This window comes from Enterococcus sp. DIV0561, assembly GCF_050539875.1.
Classification (GTDB): domain Bacteria; phylum Bacillota; class Bacilli; order Lactobacillales; family Enterococcaceae; genus Enterococcus; species Enterococcus faecalis.
This window is the reverse complement of the sequence record NZ_CP172927.1, coordinates 92,210-117,400: the sequence shown is the minus strand read 5'-3', so window position 1 is coordinate 117,400 and position 25,191 is coordinate 92,210. Positions and strand designations below refer to the sequence as shown.

Annotated in this window: 25 protein-coding genes; 5 read left to right on the top strand and 20 right to left on the bottom strand. The window is 36.7% G+C overall.

Annotation, left to right across the window (positions count from 1 at the left end; genetic code table 11):
- Positions 1-152: 152 nt before the first annotated feature.
- A complete protein-coding gene (locus IGM13_RS00505) occupies positions 153-1,169 on the bottom strand; it encodes an NADP-dependent oxidoreductase (protein WP_002419416.1) in 1,017 nt (338 codons plus the stop codon).
- Positions 1,170-1,348: 179 nt separating this feature from the next.
- Here IGM13_RS00505 and IGM13_RS00500 point away from each other — a divergent pair, with 179 nt between their 5' ends.
- Both IGM13_RS00500 and IGM13_RS00495 read left to right on the top strand, forming a co-directional pair.
- Entirely contained in the window at positions 1,349-1,684 is a 336-nt protein-coding gene (locus IGM13_RS00500) for an ArsR/SmtB family transcription factor (RefSeq protein WP_002356136.1), read from the top strand.
- Positions 1,681-2,361 carry a type 1 glutamine amidotransferase domain-containing protein gene (locus IGM13_RS00495; RefSeq protein ID WP_002417819.1) on the top strand — a complete coding sequence of 227 codons (681 nt, stop codon included), beginning with the start codon at positions 1,681-1,683 and terminating at the stop codon, positions 2,359-2,361. Before IGM13_RS00500 ends, IGM13_RS00495 begins: the two co-directional genes overlap by 4 nt.
- Before the next feature lie 90 nt (positions 2,362-2,451).
- On the opposite strand, the gene IGM13_RS00490 is transcribed toward IGM13_RS00495, so the two are convergent.
- The 6 genes from IGM13_RS00490 to IGM13_RS00465 all read right to left on the bottom strand — a co-directional run bounded on the left by IGM13_RS00490 (position 2,452) and on the right by IGM13_RS00465 (position 8,789).
- Positions 2,452-3,903 carry a YfcC family protein gene (locus tag IGM13_RS00490; RefSeq protein ID WP_002383451.1) on the bottom strand — a complete coding sequence of 484 codons (1,452 nt, stop codon included), beginning with the start codon at positions 3,901-3,903 and terminating at the stop codon, positions 2,452-2,454.
- Positions 3,904-3,950: 47 nt separating this feature from the next.
- Positions 3,951-4,643, bottom strand: a complete 693-nt coding sequence (locus tag IGM13_RS00485) for a Crp/Fnr family transcriptional regulator (protein WP_002363490.1) — start codon at positions 4,641-4,643, stop codon at positions 3,951-3,953.
- Positions 4,644-4,667: 24 nt separating this feature from the next.
- Positions 4,668-5,600, bottom strand: coding sequence for a carbamate kinase (gene arcC, locus IGM13_RS00480; protein ID WP_002419417.1), 933 nt, complete (start codon positions 5,598-5,600; stop codon positions 4,668-4,670).
- 105 nt (positions 5,601-5,705) lie between these two features.
- Positions 5,706-6,728: an ornithine carbamoyltransferase gene (gene argF / locus IGM13_RS00475; protein WP_160747730.1), complete on the bottom strand. Its 1,023-nt coding sequence runs from the start codon at positions 6,726-6,728 to the stop codon at positions 5,706-5,708.
- A gap of 25 nt (positions 6,729-6,753) precedes the next feature.
- Positions 6,754-7,980, bottom strand: coding sequence for an arginine deiminase (gene arcA, locus IGM13_RS00470; protein WP_002356129.1), 1,227 nt, complete (start codon positions 7,978-7,980; stop codon positions 6,754-6,756).
- 296 nt (positions 7,981-8,276) lie between these two features.
- Positions 8,277-8,789: an arginine repressor gene (locus tag IGM13_RS00465; protein ID WP_002387472.1), complete on the bottom strand. Its 513-nt coding sequence runs from the start codon at positions 8,787-8,789 to the stop codon at positions 8,277-8,279.
- Positions 8,790-9,007: 218 nt separating this feature from the next.
- Between IGM13_RS00465 and IGM13_RS00460 the strand changes: the two genes are divergently transcribed.
- Positions 9,008-9,487, top strand: coding sequence for an arginine repressor (locus IGM13_RS00460; RefSeq protein WP_002356125.1), 480 nt, complete (start codon positions 9,008-9,010; stop codon positions 9,485-9,487).
- Positions 9,488-9,642: 155 nt separating this feature from the next.
- Here the strand turns inward: IGM13_RS00460 and IGM13_RS00455 are convergent, their stop codons facing one another.
- The 5 genes from IGM13_RS00455 to IGM13_RS00435 all read right to left on the bottom strand — a co-directional run bounded on the left by IGM13_RS00455 (position 9,643) and on the right by IGM13_RS00435 (position 13,778).
- Entirely contained in the window at positions 9,643-11,766 is a 2,124-nt protein-coding gene (locus IGM13_RS00455; RefSeq protein WP_002419418.1) for a peptidase domain-containing ABC transporter, read from the bottom strand.
- A complete protein-coding gene (locus IGM13_RS00450; RefSeq protein ID WP_010714982.1) occupies positions 11,759-12,391 on the bottom strand; it encodes a hypothetical protein in 633 nt (210 codons plus the stop codon). Before IGM13_RS00450 ends, IGM13_RS00455 begins: the two co-directional genes overlap by 8 nt.
- The gene (locus tag IGM13_RS00445; protein WP_002383460.1) at positions 12,388-13,065 is read right to left on the bottom strand and encodes an ABC transporter ATP-binding protein; all 678 of its coding nucleotides are present in this window, start codon (positions 13,063-13,065) and stop codon (positions 12,388-12,390) included. Before IGM13_RS00445 ends, IGM13_RS00450 begins: the two co-directional genes overlap by 4 nt.
- Positions 13,066-13,080: 15 nt before the next feature.
- Positions 13,081-13,542, bottom strand: coding sequence for a hypothetical protein (locus IGM13_RS00440; RefSeq protein ID WP_002383461.1), 462 nt, complete (start codon positions 13,540-13,542; stop codon positions 13,081-13,083).
- Positions 13,543-13,628: 86 nt separating this feature from the next.
- Positions 13,629-13,778 (bottom strand): hypothetical protein, encoded by a 150-nt coding sequence (locus IGM13_RS00435; RefSeq protein ID WP_002367605.1) that lies wholly within the window; start codon positions 13,776-13,778, stop codon positions 13,629-13,631.
- Positions 13,779-13,990: 212 nt separating this feature from the next.
- Here IGM13_RS00435 and IGM13_RS00430 point away from each other — a divergent pair, with 212 nt between their 5' ends.
- Positions 13,991-14,941 (top strand): alpha/beta hydrolase, encoded by a 951-nt coding sequence (locus IGM13_RS00430; protein WP_002419419.1) that lies wholly within the window; start codon positions 13,991-13,993, stop codon positions 14,939-14,941.
- Positions 14,942-14,977: 36 nt separating this feature from the next.
- Here the strand turns inward: IGM13_RS00430 and serS are convergent, their stop codons facing one another.
- From serS to IGM13_RS00410, 4 genes are read right to left on the bottom strand one after another with little or no spacing between them, the layout of a single operon-like run.
- A complete protein-coding gene (gene serS, locus IGM13_RS00425) occupies positions 14,978-16,249 on the bottom strand; it encodes a serine--tRNA ligase (RefSeq protein WP_002383464.1) in 1,272 nt (423 codons plus the stop codon).
- Between the two features lie 26 nt (positions 16,250-16,275).
- Positions 16,276-17,169, bottom strand: coding sequence for an L-serine ammonia-lyase, iron-sulfur-dependent, subunit alpha (gene sdaAA, locus IGM13_RS00420; RefSeq protein ID WP_002356122.1), 894 nt, complete (start codon positions 17,167-17,169; stop codon positions 16,276-16,278).
- 14 nt (positions 17,170-17,183) lie between these two features.
- A complete protein-coding gene (sdaAB, locus tag IGM13_RS00415; RefSeq protein WP_002392236.1) occupies positions 17,184-17,879 on the bottom strand; it encodes an L-serine ammonia-lyase, iron-sulfur-dependent subunit beta in 696 nt (231 codons plus the stop codon).
- Positions 17,866-18,972 (bottom strand): PTS sugar transporter subunit IIC, encoded by a 1,107-nt coding sequence (locus IGM13_RS00410; protein WP_002383466.1) that lies wholly within the window; start codon positions 18,970-18,972, stop codon positions 17,866-17,868. The genes sdaAB and IGM13_RS00410 overlap by 14 nt, the downstream gene beginning before the upstream one ends.
- A gap of 316 nt (positions 18,973-19,288) precedes the next feature.
- Between IGM13_RS00410 and IGM13_RS00405 the strand changes: the two genes are divergently transcribed.
- A complete protein-coding gene (locus IGM13_RS00405; protein ID WP_002383467.1) occupies positions 19,289-19,909 on the top strand; it encodes a helix-turn-helix transcriptional regulator in 621 nt (206 codons plus the stop codon).
- A 58-nt stretch (positions 19,910-19,967) separates the two neighbouring features.
- Here IGM13_RS00405 and IGM13_RS00400 read toward each other — a convergent pair whose 3' ends face one another.
- From IGM13_RS00400 to IGM13_RS00385, 4 genes are all read right to left on the bottom strand, one after another.
- Positions 19,968-20,753 carry a hypothetical protein gene (locus tag IGM13_RS00400; RefSeq protein ID WP_002416129.1) on the bottom strand — a complete coding sequence of 262 codons (786 nt, stop codon included), beginning with the start codon at positions 20,751-20,753 and terminating at the stop codon, positions 19,968-19,970.
- 155 nt (positions 20,754-20,908) lie between these two features.
- Positions 20,909-21,670 (bottom strand): formate/nitrite transporter family protein, encoded by a 762-nt coding sequence (locus IGM13_RS00395; RefSeq protein ID WP_010714980.1) that lies wholly within the window; start codon positions 21,668-21,670, stop codon positions 20,909-20,911.
- A 176-nt stretch (positions 21,671-21,846) separates the two neighbouring features.
- Positions 21,847-24,852, bottom strand: coding sequence for a glycosyl hydrolase family 28-related protein (locus tag IGM13_RS00390; RefSeq protein WP_048945228.1), 3,006 nt, complete (start codon positions 24,850-24,852; stop codon positions 21,847-21,849).
- Positions 24,849-25,088, bottom strand: a complete 240-nt coding sequence (locus IGM13_RS00385) for a hypothetical protein (protein WP_002383474.1) — start codon at positions 25,086-25,088, stop codon at positions 24,849-24,851. Before IGM13_RS00385 ends, IGM13_RS00390 begins: the two co-directional genes overlap by 4 nt.
- Between the last annotated feature and the right edge of the window lie 103 nt (positions 25,089-25,191).

Here is a 25,191-nt window from a genome sequence, read left to right as displayed (position 1 = left end):
ATAACGAATTTGCAAAATAGAAACTGGAAAAATGAGGATTTTCTATAAAAATCTTTTCCCGCCTAAAATCACTTTCGTTAGGCGGCGTTTAAATGGTAAATTTTGAGACTTGCAAGAAAAACAGGCCTATTTTTCTTGCAATTCTCCTTTACTTAGTCGTGATCAACATCGGCGATTTTCACAACAATTTTCCCTTGTGCTCGTCCTGTCAGTGAATAATCCACCGCTTCTTGAATTTGGCTAAAAGGAACGACTCGGTCAATTATCGGCTGTAATTTTCCCTGTTCAATGAACTCAGTGAGTAAAGCTAATTGCTCGCCATCTGGACGCATAAACAAAAAATGATAACTAACATCTGTGGCTTGCTCCAATCGATGAATCTTGCGAGTAGCTATTTTAAAGGCCCATTGTTTCCAAAGCGGCAAGCCATACTCTTTAGCAAAACGTTCGTTGGGAATGCCTGACAATGTAACGACTTTTCCCTGAGGTTTAACCACTGAGAAAGCTTTTTCTAAGATTGTCCCCCCCATTGTATCAAACACATAATCGTAGTCGGATAAAACTTCTTCAAAATTTTGTGTCCGATAGTCAATCACTTCATCTGCTCCCAACGCTTGAACCCATTCTTTATTTTTACTACTCGTGGTGGTGGCAACGTAAGCGCCTGCTAGTTTTGCTAATTGAATCGCAATGGTTCCAATCCCTCCTGAACCTGCTTGAATCAGGACTTTCTGGCCTGGCTGCACATTCATAATATCATGTAGCGCTTGATAACTTGTCAAACCGACTAACGGAATGGCCGCAGCTTCTTCAAACGTTAAATTTTTCGGCTTCATAGCTACAGCCGCTTGATCCACTGCAATATATTCAGCAAAAGTTCCCACGCGATTTTTGGGTACTCGTCCGTAAACTGCATCGCCCAGCCTAAAATTTTGAACATTTTTTCCAACAGAGACAACAATCCCAGCAAAATCACTGCCTAAAATCAGTGGCATTTGATAATTTAAAAGCATCTTTACTTTACCATCTTTTGTTTTTAAATCAATCGGGTTGATACTGGCAGCGATAATTTTGACCAAAACATCATTGTCATGAATGGTGGGTAAGGGCACCTCCTCGATTGCTAATTCTTTTTGTCCGTATTTATGAATTAAAGCGGCTTTCATCATTGAATCTTTCCTCTCTTTCTATCTCTTTTATTGGTTTAAAAATTTAAACCTTTAATCAATTAGTATCTTAACGAAGAATGGAATCCACGTCAAGTTTCAGCCCTCAGCGTATTTTATTGACAAAAAACACGAAAAATGGTTTAATCGTTTAAAAATACGAACCAAAGAGGCGGAAAAATATGAAAGAATTAGAAGAAATTCAAACAGAATTTACTGCGCTTAGTGATTTTTTAATCGCATTGGGTGATGAAAAACGCCAAGCAATTATTATTGCACTGTTAGAAGACCAAGCCTGTGTTGGCCGTCGTGTCACTGAGTTAACAGAGGCGACACAGCTCTCACGCCCCGCTGTTTCTCACCACTTAAAAATTTTGAAACAAGCCAAATTAATTGATTGTCGCAGTGAAGGAACTAAAAATTATTACTCACTTTCTCACGATACCACCAAAATTGAGCAACTCCAACAACTATTGACCCACATTACGTCGATTATGCCAGGGAGGAAGCAAGCATGAAAAAAATTCTCGTGGTCCTCACAAACGTTTCCCGTTATCACGGCACCGAAGAACCGACTGGCCTCTGGCTAGGTGAAGCCACGGAGTTCGTGGAAGAAGTAACCAAAGCAGGATTTTCAGTTGACTATGTTAGTCCCCAAGGAGGCTATGTCCCTTTGGATCCCCGGAGTATGAAATATGTAGATTCATCCATTATGGCGGTTTATGAAAGTGCCGATTTTCAAGAACGAGCGCTAGCGCATTCCCTCTCTCTTGAAGAAATTGAGCCAGATGAATACGCAGCAATTTACTTTACAGGAGGCCATGGCGTTATGTGGGACTTTCCTGATAACCCTCAGTTGCAAGCAATCACTCGTAGCCTTTACGAACAGGGCAAATACCTAACTTCTGTTTGTCACGGAATTGCTGGTCTTTTAAATGTCAAAGATGCGTCAGGAAATTATTTGATTGCAGATAAAACCATTACTGGCTTCACTACTGCAGAAGAAATTTTAGCCATGAAAAAAGCAGTTGTTCCTTTCTTAAACGAAACAATTGCCAAAGAACATGGTGCTACTTTTGCGAAAAAACGCCCCTATAAAGAATTTGCGTATCAAGATGGCCTTATAATCACTGGGCAAAACCCTTTTTCTGTCCGCGCTGTCGCAAAATTGTTAATTCAACAATTATCAAAATGAAACAACAGCGACTACTTTTAGGTAGTCGCTGTTGTTTCATTGCTTCTTCTTTTTTCCGAAAGCCGAAGCCCTAACATAAAAAATTTTTGATTAGCTAAAGAGTAACATCGCGCCAATTAAGATAATTAGGTTAATTAAGCCTAAGACAATCATTGGTTTGGCCATGAATTTTGTCCAAGTGGCATATTGAACTTTGGAAATTTCCAAACCACCCATTACGACACCAGATGTTGGCGTGATCAAATTAATCAAACCACAACCTGAAGCAAAAATCATAACCATCACTTCTGGACTTAAACCAATGTTTTTAGCTAACGCACCCATTACAGGAATGGAAACGTACGCTAAGCCAGAAGTTGAAGGAATTAGGAAAGATAAACCTAAGTATAAAACAAAGGCACCGATGACAAATAAAACTGGGGAGAGTCCTTGTAATAAGCCTGCCGCTTTATCAAGGATAAATGAATCTAAATACGTTTTAGACATCAAAACAGATGCCCCGCGAGCAACTACAATGATTAAAACAACGGATAACATATCTTTGGCACCGTCGATAAATGCTTCAATGGTTTCTTTTTCAGTAAAGCGACCAATCAAGGCAGCAATGATCCCTAAAAGGAAGAACCACATCGCTAAGTCGCCAAAGTACCAGTCACCGAAACTGTTGCCTGTTAAAACAGACGTCCAGCCTTTGAAAATCGTCACTCCAAAGTCGTTCCATGGAATTAAGGAAACAATCATAACGACAAAACAGAAAGCGAATACCATTAAGATTTTTTTATGACGATTCGTAAATGGCATTTCTTTCGACGCTGCTTGTCCATACGTTTTTTCCATATCCTCTTGTTCTTGTAAAGATAAAATTGTTGAACCTTTGTCAGCCTTCACTTTTTTCGCATAACGCATCACAATGAAAATAGAATAGCTGGTAGAGGCCGCCCACAAAATAGCACCGACAATTAAAATAATTCCTGTATTCGGCTGAATGCCAATACCTCGTAACGCATCCATCGCTACCCCTGTGGAGAAAGGGTTAACCGTTGAACCGATAACACCTGATCCTGCACCCAATAGCACAGTCCCCACTGCGACAAACGTATCAAAACCAGCGGCGACCATGGTGGCACTCAATAAACCATAAAAAGGAATTGTTTCTTCTGCCATTCCATAAGTCGACCCACCAATAGAAAATAAAATCATTAAAATCGGAATGATTTTCAATTCGTTCCCTTTTAACTTTTTAACGACTGATTGAATCCCTGCTTCAAGAGCCCCAGTTTGCGTCACAATATTTAAAAAGCCACCGAGTACTAAAATAAAAATATTAATTTCAATGGCATCTTTAAACCCATTGAATGGAGCCATGATAATATCCGATAATTTGGCCCCTACCACGTGGTCAACCATTTTGCCATCAATTTCTCTTGGGGTAAATGGCTGGCCATTTAGCAAGACCGTTACGATACCTAAAACAATTAAAATAATAAATAAAATACTAAAAGACGAAAGCTGTTTTTTGTTTTTCTTCTTTTTTTCTGCCATATCCTTTTATACAGGAACCTACTTTCCTGTATCTCCCTTCTCTATGATTAATTACTCAATCGATCAATAAAGAATGGTGTATCTAGAAAAGTTAAGAATTTATGACTGTAGCTAATACGGTTCATTTGGACTAATTTTTTCATAACACTGCTTGCTGTTTCCCGCGTAGTTCCACTCATCCGTGCAATGTCATTAATGGTAATTGGACAAGCAATTGCAACGCGTTCTCTGTTGTCAATTCGTTCTCCTAAATCATTTAATAACATCGCCAGTGATGTCACAATCCGTTCACATGCATCATTGGTTGTTCCTTTTTGGATTTTTATCATGCTTTCTTTTAAAAGGACCGATTGTTCTTGAATCCAATGAATCAATTGCTGGGGATTATTTTGGAGAAAACGCTCAAACAGTTTAACTGGCACAAATACAACCTCAATATCCGTATAGGCAATCGCGGAGTCGTAATGAACCTCATCTTGAAACAGTCCGATTCTCGGAAAAAGAGCCTGCTTTTTCATAAAATGCAGATAGGAAAAATTACCACTGCGATCATTTTTTTCAATTTTAATGACACCTGAAACCAATAAAATTAAATGATTTCTCGGATCACCTGGATAAAAAAGGACTTGGCCTTTTTTATAGGAGCGAACGAAACTCTCGTTACGCAATTCTGTTAGTTCTGATTCAGAAAAGTATTGAAAATCTTGATTATTTTTAGTGATTATTTTCTCTATCATCATCTTAATTCTCCTAAATACTATACTTTATTTTGTCACAACCGTTCCTACGATTTCATCGCCGCTCATACTTCCTAAGTTTTCCAAAGAAGTGATAATTGCTTGTTTATTGGGTTGGCTTTCTACAAACTGAATGGCGGCTTCAATTTTCGGTAACATACTACCTGGTGCAAAATGACCCGCTTGTTTGTATTCTTCCAACTCTGCTACAGTGACATTGGTTAATTGTTTTTCATCTGGTTTGCCATAATTAATGCACACATAATCCACGCCAGTTAAAATAACTAGTGCATCCGCATCCACTAATTCTGCTAGTTTTTCAGAAGCAAAATCTTTATCGATTACTGCTTCGACACCTTTTAATTCTTGTCCTACGACAGGGATGCCGCCACCACCACATGAAATGGTAATTATATCATTTTTTATTAAGGTATTAATAGTCTCAGCCTCGTGGATGTCAATTGGCTTAGGACTTGGAACGACTTTGCGCCAGCCACGTCCTGCATCTTCTTTAAAAATAGCACCTGCTTGCATTGCTTCTTTGGCTTCAGCTTCTGTAAAAAATGGACCGATCGGTTTTGTTGGATTTTTGAAAGCCTCATCTTCTGGATCTACGACCACCTGTGTTAAAACAGTAGCCACTTGTTTCTTGATTCCTGCTTTGTTTAATTCTTGATTAAGCGCATTGGACAACCAGTAGCCGATACTTCCTTGTGTCATAGCAACACACGTATCTAGCGGCATTGCTGGATTTTTTTCAGAATCAGCTGCTTGTTGTTGCAATAATAGATTTCCGACTTGTGGACCATTGCCATGTGAAACAATCAACCGATGCCCTTGTTTAATTAAATGAACTAAATAGGCAGATGTTTGAACTAATGCTTGCTGTTGTGCATGTGCACTAGCATCATTTGAAAGGATGGCATTTCCGCCTAGTGCAACGACCATTTTTTTCCCCATTACAAATCCTTCTTTCCTATCATAATAAAGAATAGGCCGCCCTTCAAAAGAAACTCTTAAAGGGCGAAACAACTATTCTTTTTTCAATGTTTTTTCAGTTGCTTCCTACACACGAGGAATGAATAAGTTGCCTAAAGTAGCTGCCATGATCGCTTTAATAGAATGCATTCTGTTTTCTGCTTCTTCAAATTGACGACCATATTTACTGCGGAAGACTTCATCCGTAATTTCCATTTCAGTAATGCCAAATTTTTCAGCAACCATTTCTCCGTATTGTGTTTTCGTATCATGAAAGGCTGGTAAACAGTGTAATACGATTAAATCGCCATCCATGTTTTCGGTTTTTTCTAACATAGCCATATTAATTTGATAAGGTTTCAACAGATTGACACGTTCTTCAAATTTATCTTCTTCACCCATGGACACCCAAACGTCTGTATATAACACGTTGGCTCCTTTAACGCCTTTAGCAACGTCGTCTGTAATCATTAATTCTGCACCAGATTCTTTCGCAAATTCTTTTGCATAATTAACGACTTCATCAGAAGGGAACAATTCTTTTGGTGCACAAATACGAACATTTACGCCTAAAATAGCACCTGTCACTAACAAGCTGTTTGCCATGTTGTTACGGCCATCGCCGACATATACTAAAGTGATTCCTTCTAAACGACCAAAGTTTTCTTTCACTGTCATAAAGTCCGCAATCATTTGTGTTGGATGCCATTGATCCGTTAAACCATTCCAAACAGGAACACCAGAATATTTCGCTAAATCTTCCACTACTTCTTGACTAAACCCACGGAACTCAATCCCGTCAAACATACTACCTAAAACAATCGCTGTATCTTCAACAGATTCTTTTTTACCTAATTGAATATCGTTGGCGCCTAAATACTCAGGATGTGCCCCTAAATCAATCGCTGCTGTAGTAAATGCAGAGCGTGTCCGTGTCGAAGTTTTTTCAAATAAAAGAGCGATATTTTTTCCTTCTAAATAGTGATGTGGAATCCCTTTTTTCTTCAATTCTTTTAAGTGAATACTGAAGTCTACCAAATACTCTAATTCTGCTCTTGTAAAATCTTTTTCTGCTAATAAACTACGTCCTTGAAATACTGAATTCATGATGATTCCTCCTATTTTTGGGTGTTTTTTAAAGATCTTCACGGTAAAGTGGCATACTCATACAACGAGGGCCACCACGGCCACGTACTAGTTCACTTCCTGGAATGTAATTCAATTTCACGCCTGCTTCTTCTAGCGCTTTATTCGTAATTGTATTCCGATCGTAAACAACAACTTCCCCAGGGGCAATTGCTAATGTATTTGAACCGTCGTTCCATTGTTCTCGGGCTGCTGCGGTTAAATTCCCAGCGCCGCAACGGATTAATTGAACATTGTCTAAATGCAAGTATTTGCATAAAATGTTATCTAATGTATCTTTTTCTTTTGTAATTTGGATGTCTCCATCTGCCTTTTCAGTGATCGAGTAAACAACCAAACCACCTTCGATTTCTGGATGAATCGTAAATTTATCATAGTCAATCATGGTAAAAACGGTATCTAAATGCATGAATTTACGATGTTCACCGATATCAAAAGCCAAGATATTTTTGAATCCTAATTTTTGTTCAAAAATATTTCTCGCAATTTTTTCAATTGACGCGGCATCCGTTCTTTGAGAAATCCCAATGGCCACTACTTCTTTTGAAAGAATTAATTCATCGCCACCTTCAATTCTGGTTGATTCTGAACGATCATAAACTCTAGGAACCTCTTTTCCAGCAAAACGAGGATGATAATCAAAAATGTATTGCCCAAAAATGGTTTCCCGTTGTCGAGTTACTGAATACATATGATTTAAAGAAATCCCGTGGCCCATTGTCGCAAAGTTATCACGTGTGAAGTATAAGTTAGGCATTGGATCAATAATGAATGGATAATCCGCTTCAACCATATCTGTTAAAAATTCTTGCTCATATTTAGGTAATTCTTGTTTTTGAATGCCTGCAATCGCTTTTTGAATAAGTTCTTCGTTGTCGTCAATTTCTAACATTAACTCTCTAACTTTTTCTTTTGCTGATTCGCTGCGAATATTGGCTTCTTCTAAGAATTGGTCAATAAATTGTCGGCGGACCTCTTCATTAATCAACGCTTCAGCAGCTAAGTCCTCTAAATAGACCACTTCGATATCTTTTGATCGTAACAACTCTGCAAATGCATCATGTTCTGCTTGTGCTTTTTCTAAAAACGGAATATCATCAAACAACAATCTCTCCAGATAATCTGGCATTAAATTTTCTAATTCCTTACCTGGACGATGTAACATCACTGTTTTCAATTTCCCGATTTCAGAAAATACATTAATTGGATGACTCATGTGAAATAACCTCCTCAACTTAATTACAAACACAGAATAACAGACCTGATTAACCTAGGACGTGAGCCATTTGCCAAACAAAATACCAAATATACAACGGTATTCTTTCTTATGCATATTTCCAGCCTGAAAGAATGCGCTTTCATAGATATTCTAAAAAAATAATGCATAATTAAATAAAAAAAAATGCATTTATTCAAAAAAAAATATTTCTTCATGCACTTCATAAAGTTATAATCTTATATAGGCAAAAGGAAGGGAGTCAGCAGTCAAAACGACTTCTGGCTCCCTTCCATTTATGCGTTACTTTTTGACAAAGGTGTTGGCTGAATAAATTGTTGAAAATACTGCTCTAGTTCTTGTGCTTTTTCCTCGGATGATGAAACAATAATAACAGTGTCGAAGCCAGCGACAGAACATTTCTTTTCACACAAAGACACTTCATCAAGTACAGCTGAAAACAATGTTGCGTTGTCTGGTAATGTATGAACCACTAGTAAAAAGGCGACACGTTCAACTTTGGTCACTACCTCACGAATTGCTTGTATCAACTGTTCTTTTTTTCGTTCTTCTAAAGAAGTGAATTGTTCAAAAATCGTTAACCGCATCTCGCCAGACTCATCTAATGCTTTGACGACTTTTAATTCCCATAAATCCCGTGAAATCGTTGCTTGTGCGACATTTATCTCGCGCTTTTTTAATTCTCTTAACAACTCATTTTGACTATGAATTACGGTTGTTTGAATGATTTCTTTAATCAAACTTTGGCGTGTTTGCTTATTCACAAATAACACCCTTCCTCCAGACATTTACAAAGCAATACTAGCAGAATCTCTCTAATTAGAATAGAAAAAGGGTCGTTTAGCTAAAAGGTTCTCATTGATTTTGCCGGATATTTCGCATTTAAAAAAGTGAGACTTGCACAATTTAGTAAAACGTTGTACAGTGATTTTAGGGAATTACTGGCACCGTTTTAAATAACAGCAATGATGTTTTTCTGCATGATTAACTGAACTGGAGGAAAGTAATGAACCGATTAAAACGCCAAACGATGATTAAGCGATTGGTCACAGAAAATGAAATCCATACACAAAGTGAATTACTAGCATTATTGGAAAAAGAAAATATTCACACCACACAAGCAACTATTTCTCGTGACATTCGTGAGCTGAATTTAAACAAAGTAGACAATGGTCAAGGAGAAGCCTATTATCGTATCTTGAATAATTCTGCCCTTCGTCCAAAATATAAAACAGATGAAGAACGTCTTGTTGACATTATTATTGAAACTGGTGTTTCTTTAACACAAATAGAGTTCACAAATCTTTTAACCGTCTTACCTGGCAACGGGCAAGCCATCGGGGTTTTAATTGATCGCATACGTATCCACAACCCTCATATCTTGGGCTGCATCGCTGGGGATGATACTATCTTAATTCTTTCAAAAAATAAAGAAGATGCCCTTGAAGTTAACAACTATTTCCAGCAGTATTTGTACCACCCATAATTCGTCACTTAGTGAAATCGACTATTTTTTGACATCATTGCTATTTTTATTAAAGATAAAAATCTCCAGAGGATACTTTCCTCTGGAGATACAATTATTTCATTGAATCTCTTACTACTAATTATCAGATAACTATTTACATAAAATTAAACAGTTCAATTCAATATAATTTTCTCATCCACAAAATCTAAAGATTTTTCGTCATGAGCTATATATATCCTTAAACTCTTTGGTAATGTATCTCTGATATATTCTAATATTTTCCTTTTACTGCTCTGATCCAAATTACTCATGGCCTCATCTAAAATAAGTATTTTTGGCTTCCTTAACAATGCTCTAGCCAAATTTATTTTTTGTTTTTGTCCACTTGATAAATTAATTCCACCCTCTGCTATTACTGTATCTAATCCTAAAGGAAAGGAATTTATTACTTCTTCCAATCCTATATTTTTTAAAATATCATAAATATATTCATCATCAAATGAATCAGCTTCTAAGAACAGATTTTCTTTTACTGTTCCAGCCATTATAAACGGTCTGCTCGTTATCTGGATAACGTCTTTTCTATAGGAACTTATATTATTGAAAATATTGTTGTTACCAAGGTATATATGTCCTTGGTCTGGTTTATAAAGTGATGCTAAGATATTACTTAAAGTGCTTTTGCCACTGCCATTTTTACCGTAGATACCATATGTTTTTCCAAAATAAAATTCTTCTGAAAAATCTTTCAAAACATAAGAAGTAGCTCCGTAAGAAAATCGAAGTTTCTTTACAGATAATTTTTTTGAATTATTGAAGTCTATTTGTTTTGCGATAGATTCAGTTTCTTCTTTTGTCACATGAATGATATCATTTAACTTTCTAACCATAACAACTACGTTTTGTATCTCTTTTTGATATTCAATGATGTTTTTTACTGGTGAAGTAAAATAAGTTATCAGTGATATATAGGCTATTAGTAGCCCAATACTTATACCTCCATTAATTACTAATATCCCCCCTTGCCATAATACACAAAGTGTGCCTACTGATTCGATCAAAATAATGATACTAGATTGTACGTTCTGATAAATTACACTAATTTTTTCTTGAGAAGTCAGTTTTTTTGCATTTTTTAAAAATTTTCTAGTAAAAAAATTTTCTAATTGAAAAACTTTAACTGTCTCATATCCATTTAAAATCTCATTTAATGAAGTAATTGTTCTTGAATTTATGTCTATAATTTTAGTATTAACTTTATTTAAAGGCTTAATAAACAATATAGTAATTAATAAATAACTAAAAAATATTCCTAAGGTAATACTAAAAAGTTCCTTACTTATAACAAATAAGATAGCTCCACCTGCTAATGCTATAAAAAATTCCAAAAACAGCGATAGTACTAGTCTAGTCAATATTGATTGTACTTGTGTAGCTATATTATATCTTGTCAGCACTTCTCCACTGTTTTTACTTTTTAAGTTAACTATCTCCATATTTATAAGCTTATTCAAAAAAACTGAGAACAAGCTATCATTCATACGCTTTGACATTTTAGCTATAAACAACGTACGTACTATTCCTAAAATCCATTGAAATAGATATAACAAAATGATAGCCATAAATAAATAATTAAAATTATCAAGTATATTTAGATAGATTTTTTCAAAAAAGTTATATGTATGTATTTTCTGCACGCTTTTTTCTGTCTGTAATATAAAAGTATCTATAAATTTTTGGTAAGAGAAGCTTCCTATAAAAGAAATTAATGCCATTATGATTGAAAAAAATAAAACAATGCTCAAGGTTCCTTTTTCTTGCTTTAAGCTCTCATAATAAAAATTGTGATTTTTCATCTTAGGAACAGAATTTTTTATTTTATCTATATCAAAGTTCACTATTCTTCCTGTCCAAGTAGATTGAAAATCTTTTAATTCTTGTTTTAAAATCCCCAGAGCTGGGTCAAAGATTTTGATATGCTTTTTATTTATAGCTTCCACTACTACAAAATGAGCTAAACCTGATTTTGTAATGATATGTGCTATAAAAGGCAGATGTATTTCATTATTTTGTATACCTTCAATTAATTCAGCCCAATTACCTTCAAGCCCTTCAGGATTTAAGTTTAATTTCCTTGATCCATCCAGTATTCCTTGAATCGTAGTCCCAGATTCACTTGTTTTTGTTAATTCTTTAGCTGTCACCAGAGATAACTTCCCACCAGAAAGGTTTACGATGGTTGCTAAACAAGCTGGTCCACAATCCTTTATTTCTGTTTGTCTTATCCTTTTAAACATATCTTCCCCCTATTTTGAAATATTTAGATATTACTTTTTGATATACAAAAATAAATTGAATTCCACAAAAAATAAGTACCCCTAAAAATAGTTTCAAATCATAAAATAAGAAAAAATTGAAAGGAGTAATTAAAAAAACTTGAGCACGAGTATCGATTAAAAAGTCATACAGATAGAAATATGAAATACTTGTTATAGATATCCCTATACCACTTCCTATCCATGTACCTGTTAATAATTTTAAACAAAACTCTTTAGTCAATTGTAGCGGACTACATCCAAGGGATGTTTTTATCTGTAGTTCTTGTTGTGACAACAAGAATCGTCTCTTTAATTGCATAACAATGTAAAAAATAAAAAATAAAAATAATGCAATTATTAATACTAACAAACTCACTTCCAGCATTGCTAACAAGAAAATTAATTCTTCTGAAGTATCATTATTAAACAAATGGAAAATTGGAGAGATGTTTTGAGCATCCTTTTCTTGGCTCTTTTTAAATAAATAGACATAAAAATATAATCGGACAAACACAGTAATCCATAAGTTAATAAACATTGAAAAATAGAAATATTTACTGATTGATTTTATTTTTAATAAGTAATTAGACCTATTTATAGTCAATTCTCCACCTCTATAACTTCATTCAATTTTTTTTCTGTTATTTCGTAAATCTTCTTCTTTATTGATGGAATCTGATCATAGTCATGTGTAACCACGATTAGAGGGATATTATACTTATTACTTACACGGTATAAAATATTCATTATTTTTTTTGATGTATCTGGATCTAAATTTCCTGTAGGTTCATCTGCCAAAATAAGTTCAGGATTTTTTATAATTGCCCTAGCAATAGCAACCCGTTGTTTCTCTCCTCCTGAAAGAAGAGAGATTCTCGTGTGTAGTAACTCTGTAATTTTTAATTCCACAGCTAGTTTCTCGACCTGTTTTTTGATAATCTGACTAGGAATTTTTTTGATTTTTAAGGGATAAGCAATATTTTCATACGCACTTAACCATTCAATTAGTTGAAAATCTTGGTGAACATAACCTATGCTCCGCCTATACGATATCAATTTTTTCCTCGTATCTAAACAGACTTTTTTTTCATCTAGAACAAATTCTCCCGTAAAATACGGATGTTCACCTGCGAGTATGTTTAAAAGCGTTGATTTACCTACGCCGCTTTTTCCTATAATAAAAGAGACTTCTTTGCTAGAGAATTCAACAAAATCAATTTGATAAAGAAAAAAATTTTTTTGAGTCAGTACTTTTACATCTATCAACTTAATATTCATTATCTAACCTGCAATTCATTCTAAAAATACGCTATAATGTTTTTTTATTTGTTCTTTGTATGTGGAAGTAAATTCAAATATTACTTCTTCATCAGATACTAACAGAAATTCAACAACTACTGTGCTCGTTTTTAAAAATTTATCTCCCTCAATTTTAGTGGATAAATTTTTCAAATTAACTTCACCTTGTAAAGCCTTAACTGAAAATATATCTTTTATCTGTGTATTCTGAGGAACTCCATCATTCAATAAATTAAGTGTTAATTTTATACTATTGTTAGCTTCCTTTTTTAATCTACTCACTTCAACTAACTGAACATAATAATAGGGAAAGGCTATTTGTTCTGCTTCTGAATACGTTTCAACCACATCGATAGCCGAGTCATCATCTTGCTTATGCACTAGAGACTCAGGTGTAGCACATCCTGTAATAACTAACAAAGCTAAGATATTGTATAATACCTTCATATTTTTCATTCGTACAATCCTCATATTATCTGTGCAACTTCAAAAGAATACAATTTTTGTTGACTAAAACTGTATTCTTTTGAAAAGACAACATTTTATCTCCAATATGAAACAAAAATATGGTTATATACTTGCACATGTCTTAAGTAACCTGCTTTACTTCCACCACCTGCATTACACAACCAACAATGCCAATGAAAACCAGCTTTAACTTCTCTTGCAACCGTTTCGTTAATCTTTTTCATTTTATCACTCCTTACTAAATTATAAAACAAATATATTATAATTAGAAAACAATGTCAATTGTTTTAATGTTAAAAAACATTGCTTGTCCAAAAGCTTGTATATAAAGTTATTTTTTGGTCAACCTTTGCATTTAGTTATTAAAGAATAAAAGCTGTAATGTAATTTTATTCTAATAAAATAATGAGTTTTTCTTTTGAACACCGTCTTTTTTTTGTATAATAATCAAAAAGCAAAGAAAGGGTTTCTTATGACTGAACAATTCATACTCACTTCAAACGATCAACAAACTCAGCTCAATGTACGTCATTGGCCCTGTCCTTCACCCAAAGCCGTAGTTCAATTGATTCACGGCATGGCAGAGCATATCCAACGTTATGATGAATTTGCTCGTTTTTTAAATCAATTAGGGTTTGCCGTAATTGGGCATGATCATCTAGGTCATGGCGAATCTGTACAACCAAGCGCACCGATCTATGGTTTTTTTGGAGAACAAGGGCCTGAAAATGTCGTTACAGATATTCATCAAGTGAAACAATGGGCTATGAATCACTATCCACAATTGCCCTATTTTATGATGGGTCACAGCATGGGGTCTTTCGCCTTGCGCAACTACCTGCAAGACTATCCTGTGACTATGCAAGGAGTCATTTTCATGGGCACTGGAACAAGTCCGTTACCTTTAACCGCCGCATTGCCTTTTATTAAAAAAATGGCCGAGAAACAGCCGAAAAAACCAGCTCCGTTCATTGATAAGCTGGCATTTGGTTCTTTTAGCAAAAAATTTCCTGAAGCAAGTTCCTTTAATTGGCTCTCTAAAAATCAAGCCAATGTGGCTGACTATGAAAATGATCCATTAATGGGCTTCGTATTTACCAACAATGGTTTTGCTACCCTTTTTTCGCTTGTTAAACGAGCCAATCAAAGGAATTGGTACCAAGCTATCCCAAAAGAATTACCTATTTTAATCATTAGTGGCGCTGAAGACCCAGTTGGTGATTTCAGCAAGGGGCCAGCGAAAATTCAAAAGCAATTAAAGCATACAGGTTTTCAGCACGTGACGTTACGACTATTTCCCACTTTGCGTCATGAAATTTTATTAGAAACGGAAAAAGCTACAGTTTTTCAAGAAATTGGGCATTGGTTAACGGATTTAACGAATTAAAAAAGAAGGTTGATGTTGTGACATCAACCTTCTTTTTTAATCTATTTTCGTTAAACCGCCCATATAAGGACGTAGAACTTCTGGAATCGTTACCGTGCCATCTTCATTTTGATAATTTTCCAAAATGGCAGCCACTGTTCGACCAACAGCAAGTCCTGACCCATTAAGTGTATGGGCATATTGAACTTGACCCGTTTTATCACGATAACGAATCAACGCCCGACGTGCTTGGAAGTCTTCACAGTTTGAACAAGAACTAATTTCTCGATACGTTTTCTGTGCCGGAATCCAAACTTCTAAATCATAGGTTTTCGCTGCCGAGAAGCCCATATCACCTGTCGAAAGAGTAATCACTCGATAAGGGAGGCCCAATTTTTCTAAAATGTCTCCAGCATTGTTGGTCATTTTTTCTAATTCTTCATAGGAGTGTTCTGCATCACTAAATTTAACCATTTCTACTTTATGGAACTGGTGTAAACGAATTAATCCTCGGGTATCACGGCCTGCGCTACCCGCTTCCGAGCGAAAAGAAGGACTTAAAGCAGTAAAATAAATCGGTAACTCTTGCGCCTCTAAAATTTCATTATTATAGTAGTTAGTTAATGGGACTTCCGCTGTGGGGATCAGCGTCAAATCACTTTCTGCAACTTGGAAAACATCTTCTTTGAACTTAGGAAACTGACCGGTGCCAAACATTGCTTTGCTATTGACCAAATAAGGAGGAATCACCTCGGTATAACCATGTTCATTAACATGTTGATCTAACATAAAATTATAGACCGCTCGTTCTAAACGAGCCCCTAAGCCTTTGTAATAAAGAAAACGGCTACCAGATACTTTCGCGCCTCTTTCAAAATCTAAAATTCCTAAGGCTTCACCGATTTCCCAATGTGGTTTCGGTTCAAATGAAAAAGTTTTCGGCGTACTCCACCGCCGAACTTCTACGTTGGCGGCTTCGTCTGCACCAACAGGCACGCTCTCATGAGGTAAGTTAGGCAGACGTTCTGCAATGGCTGTGCATTGTTCTTGCAAATGAACAACTTCTTGGTCTAAAACTTTAATTTGCTCGCTAACTTCTTGCATATTTAGCAATTGTTGTGAAGCATCTTTTTGTGCACGCTTTAATTGTGCAATTTCTCCTGATACCTGATTACGGTGTTTTTTCAATTCTTCAACTTTAACAAGTAACGCTCTCCGTTCTTCATCTAAAGCCAAAAAGCGTAATAAAACTTCCTCGTCCACACCACGTGTTTTTAACTTTTTCTGCACCACTTCTACATTTTGGCGAATTTTTTTCATATCCAGCATCTTATTTCCCTCTTCATGATTAAATTTTAAACAATGGTGAATTTTACTTTTTCAAAAATCTCATTCTTCATTCGTTGGCCAGTCGCTGTGCCAGCTAAGCCACCTAAACCCGTTTCTCTCAATTCTCGTGGTAATTGACGGCCGACTTTATTCATGGCTTCCACTACTTCATCTGCTGGTATTTTATTTACAATTCCAGCTAAAGCCATATCTGCAGCGATTAACGCATTGCCTGCACCTACTGTATTTCGTTTGACACAAGGAATTTCGACTAACCCAGCCACTGGGTCACAAACTAAACCTAATAGATTCCCTAAAGCCATAGCAAAAGCTTCAGAAGATTGGCGTGGTGTTCCGCCAGCCGCTTCAACAGCTGCGGCGGCGGCCATCGCTGAAGCACTGCCTACTTCGGCTTGACATCCACCAACTGCACCAGCAATCATCGCATTGTTGGCTGTGACCATCCCAAATAAAGAACTGGTAAACAAGAAACGAATTTGTTGATCACGCGTTAAATTCAAGGTATTTTTAATCGCTGTTAAAACCCCTGGTAAGGTGCCACTTGCACCAGCAGTTGGCGTTGCGCAAACAACGCCCATTGCTGCATTGACTTCATTAGTACCTAGTGCGGCTTGAACTGCAGACATCATTAAATCACCTGATAACGTTTTGCCAGCTGCGCGGTATTTTTTTAAACGTGCCGCATCACCGCCCGTTAACCCAGTAGGAGAAAAAACGCCTGCTCCTTCTTGCGAGCGTTTAACAGCTGCATCCATGACATCCAAATTTTGACCCATCTGTGTCCAAATTTCTTCATAGCTTTTTTGGCTACGCTCCATTTCTTGCTCAATCATCAAATCAGAGATTTTTTTTCCTGTTTTTTCAGCTTTATCGATAAATTCTTCAATCGAAAGGTACATATGTCAAACTCCTATCATAATAAGATTATTTTCGATGTGTCATCTAGTGAAAACAGTTGTTCTTTCACCGAGGAAATTGGTGCCGAATCTAAGTCAAAGATGAATAAAATTTGATCCCCTTCCACATAACGAGACACAGCATTCACTTGAATATTATTTTTTTGTAACGTATCTTTAAAAGCTTGCATCGCCTGCTCTTCTTGATTAATGACTAACAAAATAGGTAAAGGACCATGTAGTTGGACATTGAAACCGTCTAATTCAATGTATTTCACCTCGATAGTGCCGCCACCTACAGAAATTCCTGTTAAATGAATTTCGTGCGTTGCATCACTGAGTGTTACACATGCTGTATTAGCATGCTTCACTGGACTTTCTTCACTCATTTCTAAAAATTGAATCTCGATTCCTTGTTCTTCCGCAAGTTCAATGGATTGTGTTACGTTGGCATCATCTGCTGCTAGTCCAAGAATTCCACCAATAATTGCAAAATCAGTCCCATGTCCTTTATGCGTGTCTGCAAAAGATTCATAGTATTTAATCACAATTTTTTCTGGCGTTCCGCCGAATAACTTTCTTGCCGCTAAGCCAATCGCTAATGCTCCAGCTGTATGCGAACTAGATGGACCAATCATAATAGGACCGATAATGTCAAAACAACTTTTGTAGTTCATTACTTTGTTCACTTTTTTAGGTTTATTGATGGCCATAGCTGTGTTCATACGTAACTCCTCCTTTGGTTTTTACTGCTTCTTTTTCTTTCTCACTGGTTACTTCCGTCGTTCCTTCAAATTCTGGTGTATTATCCACCGCTTCAATTCTGTAACGTTTAAAGACCAGCGCACCTAAAAATCCAAACATCAGACTGACCACTGTGATAATCGCTACTGCTAGTAAAGTCGTTTGAATGGCATTGTTACCTAATGTCACAAGTAAACCAGCCCACGGCGTTGCCATTCCTGTCACAGGTACTTTTAAGCCAAAGAAAGTCACTACAATACCACTAACCATTCCAGAAAATAAATTCGTTGCGTAAATAGGAATTGGATTGGAACTGATGATATCGACTTGTGTTAGTGGCTCGATTGCTACAGCTAACGGGGTTGAAGCTGTGCCTAGTTTTAACTTTTTAAATAGCGCCGCATTGACAATGGAACTGCCGTAACAAGTCAACGCACCGACAGCCATTGGTACACCAGTCAAACCAATCAAGGCAGTTAAAACCATTGAACTTAACGGTGTCATACCAACAATCGGGATAATAGCACCTAAAATTGCGCCCATCACATATGGATTGCCATCTACTGCACTTAAAATCGTGCCCCCAATAACTTCTAGGACACCTAATACAACGGGTTGAATAAAACCAGCAACTAACGAAGCAGCGACTGGAATGACTAAAATAACGACTAATAAGTCAATCCCTTCTGGAATACGTTTTTGCATCTGCTCAACAACAAAAGATAAAAGATACGCGGTAATAAAAGCTGGTAACAAGCTGACTTTAATCAATGACAGACCTAAAATAATTGAAAAAACTGGACTAATCCCGAAAGCCAGCGGCACAAGAGCTCCAGCTGCTAAACCACCTAGACTACCCATAGTTTCACCAATTTGCGACACATAATCTAAATGAAAAACGCCGCCTACTGCATACCGCAAAAATGCCTCTGGTAGAAAGGTGGCACAAGCTGCACCAGACAAAGCACTTAAAGATTTTTTCCCTCGCGGTGCTTTAAAAGAGAATAGGGACATGCCACATAAAACTAAGACTAACATCAAGATTCCTGATAACGTTTTCATTTCTTTGCCTCCAACTATATTTTTTTATAACGGATGGTACTCCTGAATAAAATTTTTATTGCTCAACAAGTGAAAGAATGAGCGATCATTCTGATGAACTAAAGTACAATGAGTAATAAAAATTTCATTCCACATTCAGAGTATACGACTAAACAAAAGTTTAGTCAATGTATTTTTTTAACGCAAAGAATCTTATTGCTTTTCCATTAAAAAAGTATTACACTAAAATTAATTTCAGTGTAGGGGAGGATATCACTTGGAGTCATATTTACGTTTAAGTGAAGTAGATAAACAAATCTTACATTCACATGCCTTAATGCTTGATGGATTAGGGAACTTCTTTGGTAGTACCCATGAAGTCATTCTTCATAGTTTAGAAAATTTGGAAAGTTCAGCTATCAAAGTCATCAATGGCCATTTCAGTAACCGCAAGGAAGGTGCCCCCATTACTGATATGGCGTTAAAAATGTTAAGTCAAGTAGAGTCGGAACATGATTACGCTGTGAAACCCTACTACAATAAAAATCAAAAAGGGGTTATTTTAAAATCTTCCACCATTCCAGTTATCGGTGAAAATGATCGTATTATTGGATTAATCTGTATCAATATGCATTTAGAAATGCCATTAATTGACTACTTGCAAGACTTATTACCTTCAGGACAACAAAATGATATGTCCCAAGAGCTTAAAAATTCTGAACATTTTTCTGACAATATTGACGAATTAATCACTACTTCACTGACAAAAGTAAAACAAGCAGTAGAAAGCGATCCAAATGTATCACATTTGAATCAAAATAAAGAAATTGTTATTCGTTTATATGATCAAGGAATTTTCAATCTCAAAGATTCTGTCATAAAGATTGCCGATCGATTAGGTATTTCAAAAAATACCATCTATTTACATATCCGCAATCATAAAAAAGAAGAAGCTTAAACCATCAAAGCCACCAACGCTAGTTAGCGTTGGTGGCTTTAATCACTTCTCTTCTATTTTAATTTGGTAAATCAAACAAGTAAGGTGTCCCTATTTCTCCATTTAACGTAACATCTAAGCGATTTTTTGTGCCGGGAACTAAATTACTGGCTGTGAAATTCCCTTGGGCATCCGCAGTAAAACTTGCTAAAATCACCCGCGCATCATCTGCACGTGACACTAAAATAGTTGCATTAGGTGCTGTTTTACCAGAAATTGTCCCTTGTTTCGGATCAATCGTAATATTGCTAAAAGAAAGCGCTGCTTCTTGTCCTGAACTTGGAATGTCAATTTGGACAGGTGCACTATTCCGTTGATCAACGGTTGCGATTAATTGAGTAGTCGCTCCCGCTCTGGGACTAATTACTGTAAAATTGCCATTGGCATCCGCATAAAAAACACCTGCTTGTGCAGAAGCATCACCTACTACCGTTGCTGTAATGGTTGCATTAGGTAATGTAGTACCATTAATTTCATTTCTTTCAGGATTGAAAACAACATTGGTAATTGTAATGTTTGTATCAGGTGCTTGGTTTTGAGGGACTTCATTCGTTTCATCAGTTCCTGCAGAAGGCTGCGCGGCATTTTCTGACGGATTTTCCCCTGCCACATTAGAATTTTGACCCGTGACAGACGAATGACTATTTTTCATTTCTTGTTGGCTAGAGGATTTCTGCGTGGCTTTCTTTGTTTCTTGCTTTGGCTTAGAATCATTTGTGCTTGCTGTTTTTTTGTTTCCACATCCTGCTAAACTTAAAGACAATACACTGAACGTTAACATACTGAACAAAACAATTTTTTTCATTTTTCGTTACCTCCAGAAATCTTTTTGTAACATTAATGTAACATTGTTTTAAAAATCTAGCAATAATTTTTCAACCGTTTTCCTTTTTGTTTAAAAAGAAAAAACCTACACAAAGGCATTTAGCCTTTGTGTAGGTTTTTATCTGCTAAATGGATTTAATGTTTGCGATAGCTTAAATAGTAAAAGCCAGAAACAAAAATAGCGCCACCAATGATGTTACCTAAATAAACAAAAATAAAATTACGGAAAAAATCCCCCCACTGAACGCCGCCTTCAAAAATTGCGGCTGGAATGATGAATGCATTCGCCACACTATGCTGAAAGCCAATTGCAACAAAAATCATTACTGGAAACCAGATGCCTAATAGTTTCCCCGCTGCATCTTTCGCACCATAACAAAGCCATAAGGCCAGCCCTACAAACCAGTTACAGCCAATACCTGAAATAATTGCCTGAAGCCAAGTTGCTGCAACTTTATGTTCCGCAAGAGAAAGAACCTGATTTAAATAGGCGCCGCTACTGGTTAAACCTAAATAATGGCCAAAAAAATAGGCAACAAATAGGGCACCAACTATATTTGCCAATGTGATTGTGACCCAGTTCACGATTAATTCTCTGAAAGAAACCTTTTTAGCAAACCAAGCCGTACTCACCGCCATCATATTTCCTGTGATTAACTCACCACCAGCCATTAAAATAACAATTAGACCAATTGGGAAAACCGCAGCTCCCACTAAAGCTTGAACACTGGCTAAATCTGCTGGAATAGAGGCGGAAACACGCACATAAGCCAAATAGCCGAGGGAAATCATGGCACCGCCGATAAATCCTAAAATGAGTTTTGCTACCAAAGGCTTTTGAATTTTTTTCTGACCATTTTCAATACTGATACTTAAAATTTCATCTGGTGTATACAAATATTTCACTTCCTTTGTTTTTTGTCCTCCTTTACTTTACCCTTATATCACAGAAATTCAAGTACTTTTGTGTATTTTTTCACTAAAAACTGTAGTTCTTTTAATTTTATATAAAAACATCCTGAAACAAGTCCTATTTCTTGTTTCAGGATATTTACTTATCCGTTTTTAAAGAGTTATCTTTTCACTTTAAAACAATAGCTTGCTATGGCTAACGATAAAAAGCTCAGGCCTAGGAAGCCCCCAACTGCTGAAGATTGTTCCCCTGTTTTGGGAAATTTTTTCTTGGCAATTTTAGTCGTATTATCCGCTTTTTTGACTGTTCCTGACGAATCTTGTTTCGTTTGTATCTGTTTAGTTGCTTGGTTTTCTGCTGCGGATTCCTTTGTTTGACTAGCCTTGACAGAGGTCTTTGAATTACTTTGAGAGGCATTAGGATCTTGATTAGACTCTTCCGCGTAAATGACAGAGTTTTCGCCTTTGTTTTGGCTGTTTGCGTTTACAGTGCTTGGCGTGCTACTCTCGCTTGTACTGTTGGTTGCGCTGGTCGTACTTGAAGTGTTACTTTCATTTGTATTGCTTGGTTCACTTGACGTAATTGAAGCACTGCTTTCACTTGTACTACCGCTCTCACTTGACATGCTTGGCGTGCTGCTTTCACTCGTGCTACCGCTCTCACTTGACGTGCTTGGCGTGCTGCTTTCGCTTGTATTACTGGTTTCGCTGGTTGTGCCTGGAGTACTACTTTCGCTTGTACTACTGCTTTCACTTGTCGTGCCTGGAGTACTATTTTCGCTTGTACTACTGCTTTCACTTGTCGTGCCTGGAGTGCTACTTTCGCTTGTATTACTGCTCTCACTTGTTGTGCCTGGAGTACTACTTTCGCTTGTATTACTGCTTTCACTTGTTGTGCCTGGAGTGTTGCTTTCGCTTGTGTTACTAGTTGTTTCTGTTGATTTTTCAACTAACAGAAGTAACGCCGTTTTTATGGTTTGTGTTAATTGATTAATACGCTTTTGCGCATCTACGGGCGTTTTAAAGCCACCAAGTGTTGGCTCTAATAATTCTTCATCTGACCAAGCAAGCAATTTTTGTAACTGTTTAGGACTTTCTTCCCCAGTTGTTGTATCTACTAAGGCTTCTTGCATGGCTTGCCAAGAATCTGTGGTATATACAGATTCGTCTAATTTGTGAACGCTCGCAAGTTCCTTTTCTGCTTCTGCACGCTCTAGCGTGATATCGGCTTTTTTGACTAATACTTTCATTGCAGATTGCAAATTACTTGTTAACTGATCCACTTGTTCTTGGGTTTTGTCCCCACTCACCTGACCTTCTGCTAACAATTGTGTCGCCTGCTGATAATAGGAAGGAACAATCGTTTTAGGCCCAATGGCAGTGAATAACTGCCAAGAGTAAACCGTATATTGGTTTGCTTCACCAATCGAAGCATAAACGGTTTGTAGTCGGGACAAATCAAGCTTTTTTACAGGGGCCTCTACCGTCACCGGTACGTTCACTGTTACCAATGAACCTGTTTCGTAAGTTAATTGAACAGTCACTTTTTGTTGGCCGATTTCATTTAAAACCTCTGGATTGACGATTTTAGCAGTTGGGACTGCTTCATCCGCATCATTTGTATTAGCAACCAGTTGCTGCGGATCGATTGATTGTCCTTGCACAATCGTCGTGGCCACAGGAGTTGCTAAAGTATTTCTAACCGGAATTGGCGTATTTTTATATTGCTCATAAAGTGTTGGTGAAATCAACGATTCCCATGTTGCTGGCATTAAGCGATAGTCCGCCTCTGTCCAATTTTCTACCAATAATTGGCCGTTTTTAAGGCCATCATCTCGAGTATTGTCTTTCACAAAACTCGTTTCTGGTCGGAAACCACCGCCACTAGCGATTAACAATTCCCGACGTCGGTTTTGCGGAATATTATGGTAGTTAACAAACTGATTGTTAATAAATACGCCATTGAACACATTGTTATTTCCCGTATGACGATTGTACTCCATTCCAATTGCATATTGATTGTCCCAATACTTCCAATCAAAAATGTTGTTAGCCACTAACCAGTTGGATAATTCTGAAATAGCTCCCTCTGCTTGCGTTTCTGCCAAACCAATCTCTGGTGTTCCATACATAATGAGACCTGTATTTCGCAAATAATTATTCATAATCGTAATATTACGACCTGATTTAAACTTAAATCCGCCAGCAGGACCATTTTGTAGTCCACGTAAATGATTCCCCACCACCGTGATATTTTGGGCACCACGGAAATAAATCGCATGATCGCCACCTAAGCCGTTTAAGTTTTCGTTGTCATAGGGTGAATAGAAAAAATTATGTTGAACAGTTACATCCTTCAACATACTATAAGAATTAACCCCTGTTGATAGATAATTTTGTTCATTAGGTACTGAAATAGCACCTGCTTCAATGGCTGTTTGTAAACGTGTAATAGTCGCTGCTAAGTCTGAACGACTGGTGCTTTTAATCGCATCTAATTCCGTCACTTTTAACCCAAATAAATTGTCCACGATGTCTACATCTGACATATACTGGAAGCGACTTGGTGTTGAATAGCCACCAATGTAAATCGCTCGGTTAAAATCAATCCCTGGCTGCATATGTGCTGTGTCACGCATGAAAATATTACCTGAAATTTTAACGCCAATATCTGCATTTAAATTGACTACGAATCCTTTTAATGGATTATAAAAAATATTGTTTGCTAGGATTAATTGATTCGTTAATTTCAAAGTCACATTAATTCCATCAAAGGCAATATTTTGAAGTCGTACATTAGTTTTCGTTCCATAAGTTGTATCTGTCAGCTGAATCGGGGCACCTGTAGCATTATGTAAGATAGTGGCTCCTGTTGTATCGCCAATTAATTGATAATTTGAAGAAATCGCAATATCTTTTGACAGAGCATAACTTCCCTGTGGTAAAAATAATGCCTGTCCTTCCTTTGCTGTCTGACTCAGCAATGCCTGTAACTTATCTGTTTGATCCTCCGCACTATTAGGCACCATTGCTTGTGCGCCAAAAATTGTTGCATCTGTTGCGTTAACTGGCTCAACCGCTTCGGTCACCATTGGTAGACCAGCCACTGTTAATAAACCAAATAGAAGAATGAGCATTGTTTTCTTCATGTGTTTCCCTCTTTTCATTCCGTTACTTCCAACGGCTTATTTTGTAAAAGTTGATACAGCGTAATGACACGACTGTCTTCGTATGCATAAATTTTTTTAAATCTTGGATTCATATGTAAAACACTTGTTACTTTTAACAAATTTTGATTCGTGACTTCCAATTCTAAAGCTTCAACCAATTCCTTTAATCGGACGCCTGCACTATTTTCTTCACAACCTAAAATTTCTTCAATTTGTTCCATCCGTTTTTTCATCTCATCCCGCCTTTCTTTGCTCCTTCTATTATATAGAAAAATCCTTGTGAGAAACCTCAATATTTTTTAACCACCTGTTAAAAAAAGTAACAGTTCCTTTACT

Excerpts from the sequence above, each read along its gene's own strand:
- IGM13_RS00505 (WP_002419416.1), bottom strand. The coding sequence starts at position 1,169 with ATGATGAAAGCCGCTTTAATTCATAAATACGGACAAAAAGAATTAGCA.
- IGM13_RS00500 (WP_002356136.1), top strand. The coding sequence starts at position 1,349 with ATGAAAGAATTAGAAGAAATTCAAACAGAATTTACTGCGCTTAGTGAT.
- IGM13_RS00495 (WP_002417819.1), top strand. The coding sequence starts at position 1,681 with ATGAAAAAAATTCTCGTGGTCCTCACAAACGTTTCCCGTTATCACGGC.
- IGM13_RS00490 (WP_002383451.1), bottom strand. The coding sequence starts at position 3,903 with ATGGCAGAAAAAAAGAAGAAAAACAAAAAACAGCTTTCGTCTTTTAGT.
- IGM13_RS00485 (WP_002363490.1), bottom strand. The coding sequence starts at position 4,643 with ATGATGATAGAGAAAATAATCACTAAAAATAATCAAGATTTTCAATAC.
- arcC (WP_002419417.1), bottom strand. The coding sequence starts at position 5,600 with ATGGGGAAAAAAATGGTCGTTGCACTAGGCGGAAATGCCATCCTTTCA.
- arcA (WP_002356129.1), bottom strand. The coding sequence starts at position 7,980 with ATGAGTCATCCAATTAATGTATTTTCTGAAATCGGGAAATTGAAAACA.
- IGM13_RS00465 (WP_002387472.1), bottom strand. The coding sequence starts at position 8,789 with ATGTCTGGAGGAAGGGTGTTATTTGTGAATAAGCAAACACGCCAAAGT.
- IGM13_RS00460 (WP_002356125.1), top strand. The coding sequence starts at position 9,008 with ATGAACCGATTAAAACGCCAAACGATGATTAAGCGATTGGTCACAGAA.
- IGM13_RS00455 (WP_002419418.1), bottom strand. The coding sequence starts at position 11,766 with ATGTTTAAAAGGATAAGACAAACAGAAATAAAGGATTGTGGACCAGCT.
- IGM13_RS00445 (WP_002383460.1), bottom strand. The coding sequence starts at position 13,065 with ATGAATATTAAGTTGATAGATGTAAAAGTACTGACTCAAAAAAATTTT.
- IGM13_RS00440 (WP_002383461.1), bottom strand. The coding sequence starts at position 13,542 with ATGAAAAATATGAAGGTATTATACAATATCTTAGCTTTGTTAGTTATT.
- IGM13_RS00435 (WP_002367605.1), bottom strand. The coding sequence starts at position 13,778 with ATGAAAAAGATTAACGAAACGGTTGCAAGAGAAGTTAAAGCTGGTTTT.
- serS (WP_002383464.1), bottom strand. The coding sequence starts at position 16,249 with ATGCTGGATATGAAAAAAATTCGCCAAAATGTAGAAGTGGTGCAGAAA.
- sdaAA (WP_002356122.1), bottom strand. The coding sequence starts at position 17,169 with ATGTACCTTTCGATTGAAGAATTTATCGATAAAGCTGAAAAAACAGGA.
- sdaAB (WP_002392236.1), bottom strand. The coding sequence starts at position 17,879 with ATGGCCATCAATAAACCTAAAAAAGTGAACAAAGTAATGAACTACAAA.
- IGM13_RS00410 (WP_002383466.1), bottom strand. The coding sequence starts at position 18,972 with ATGAAAACGTTATCAGGAATCTTGATGTTAGTCTTAGTTTTATGTGGC.
- IGM13_RS00405 (WP_002383467.1), top strand. The coding sequence starts at position 19,289 with ATGCTTGATGGATTAGGGAACTTCTTTGGTAGTACCCATGAAGTCATT.
- IGM13_RS00400 (WP_002416129.1), bottom strand. The coding sequence starts at position 20,753 with ATGAAAAAAATTGTTTTGTTCAGTATGTTAACGTTCAGTGTATTGTCT.
- IGM13_RS00390 (WP_048945228.1), bottom strand. The coding sequence starts at position 24,852 with ATGAAAAGAGGGAAACACATGAAGAAAACAATGCTCATTCTTCTATTT.
- IGM13_RS00385 (WP_002383474.1), bottom strand. The coding sequence starts at position 25,088 with ATGAAAAAACGGATGGAACAAATTGAAGAAATTTTAGGTTGTGAAGAA.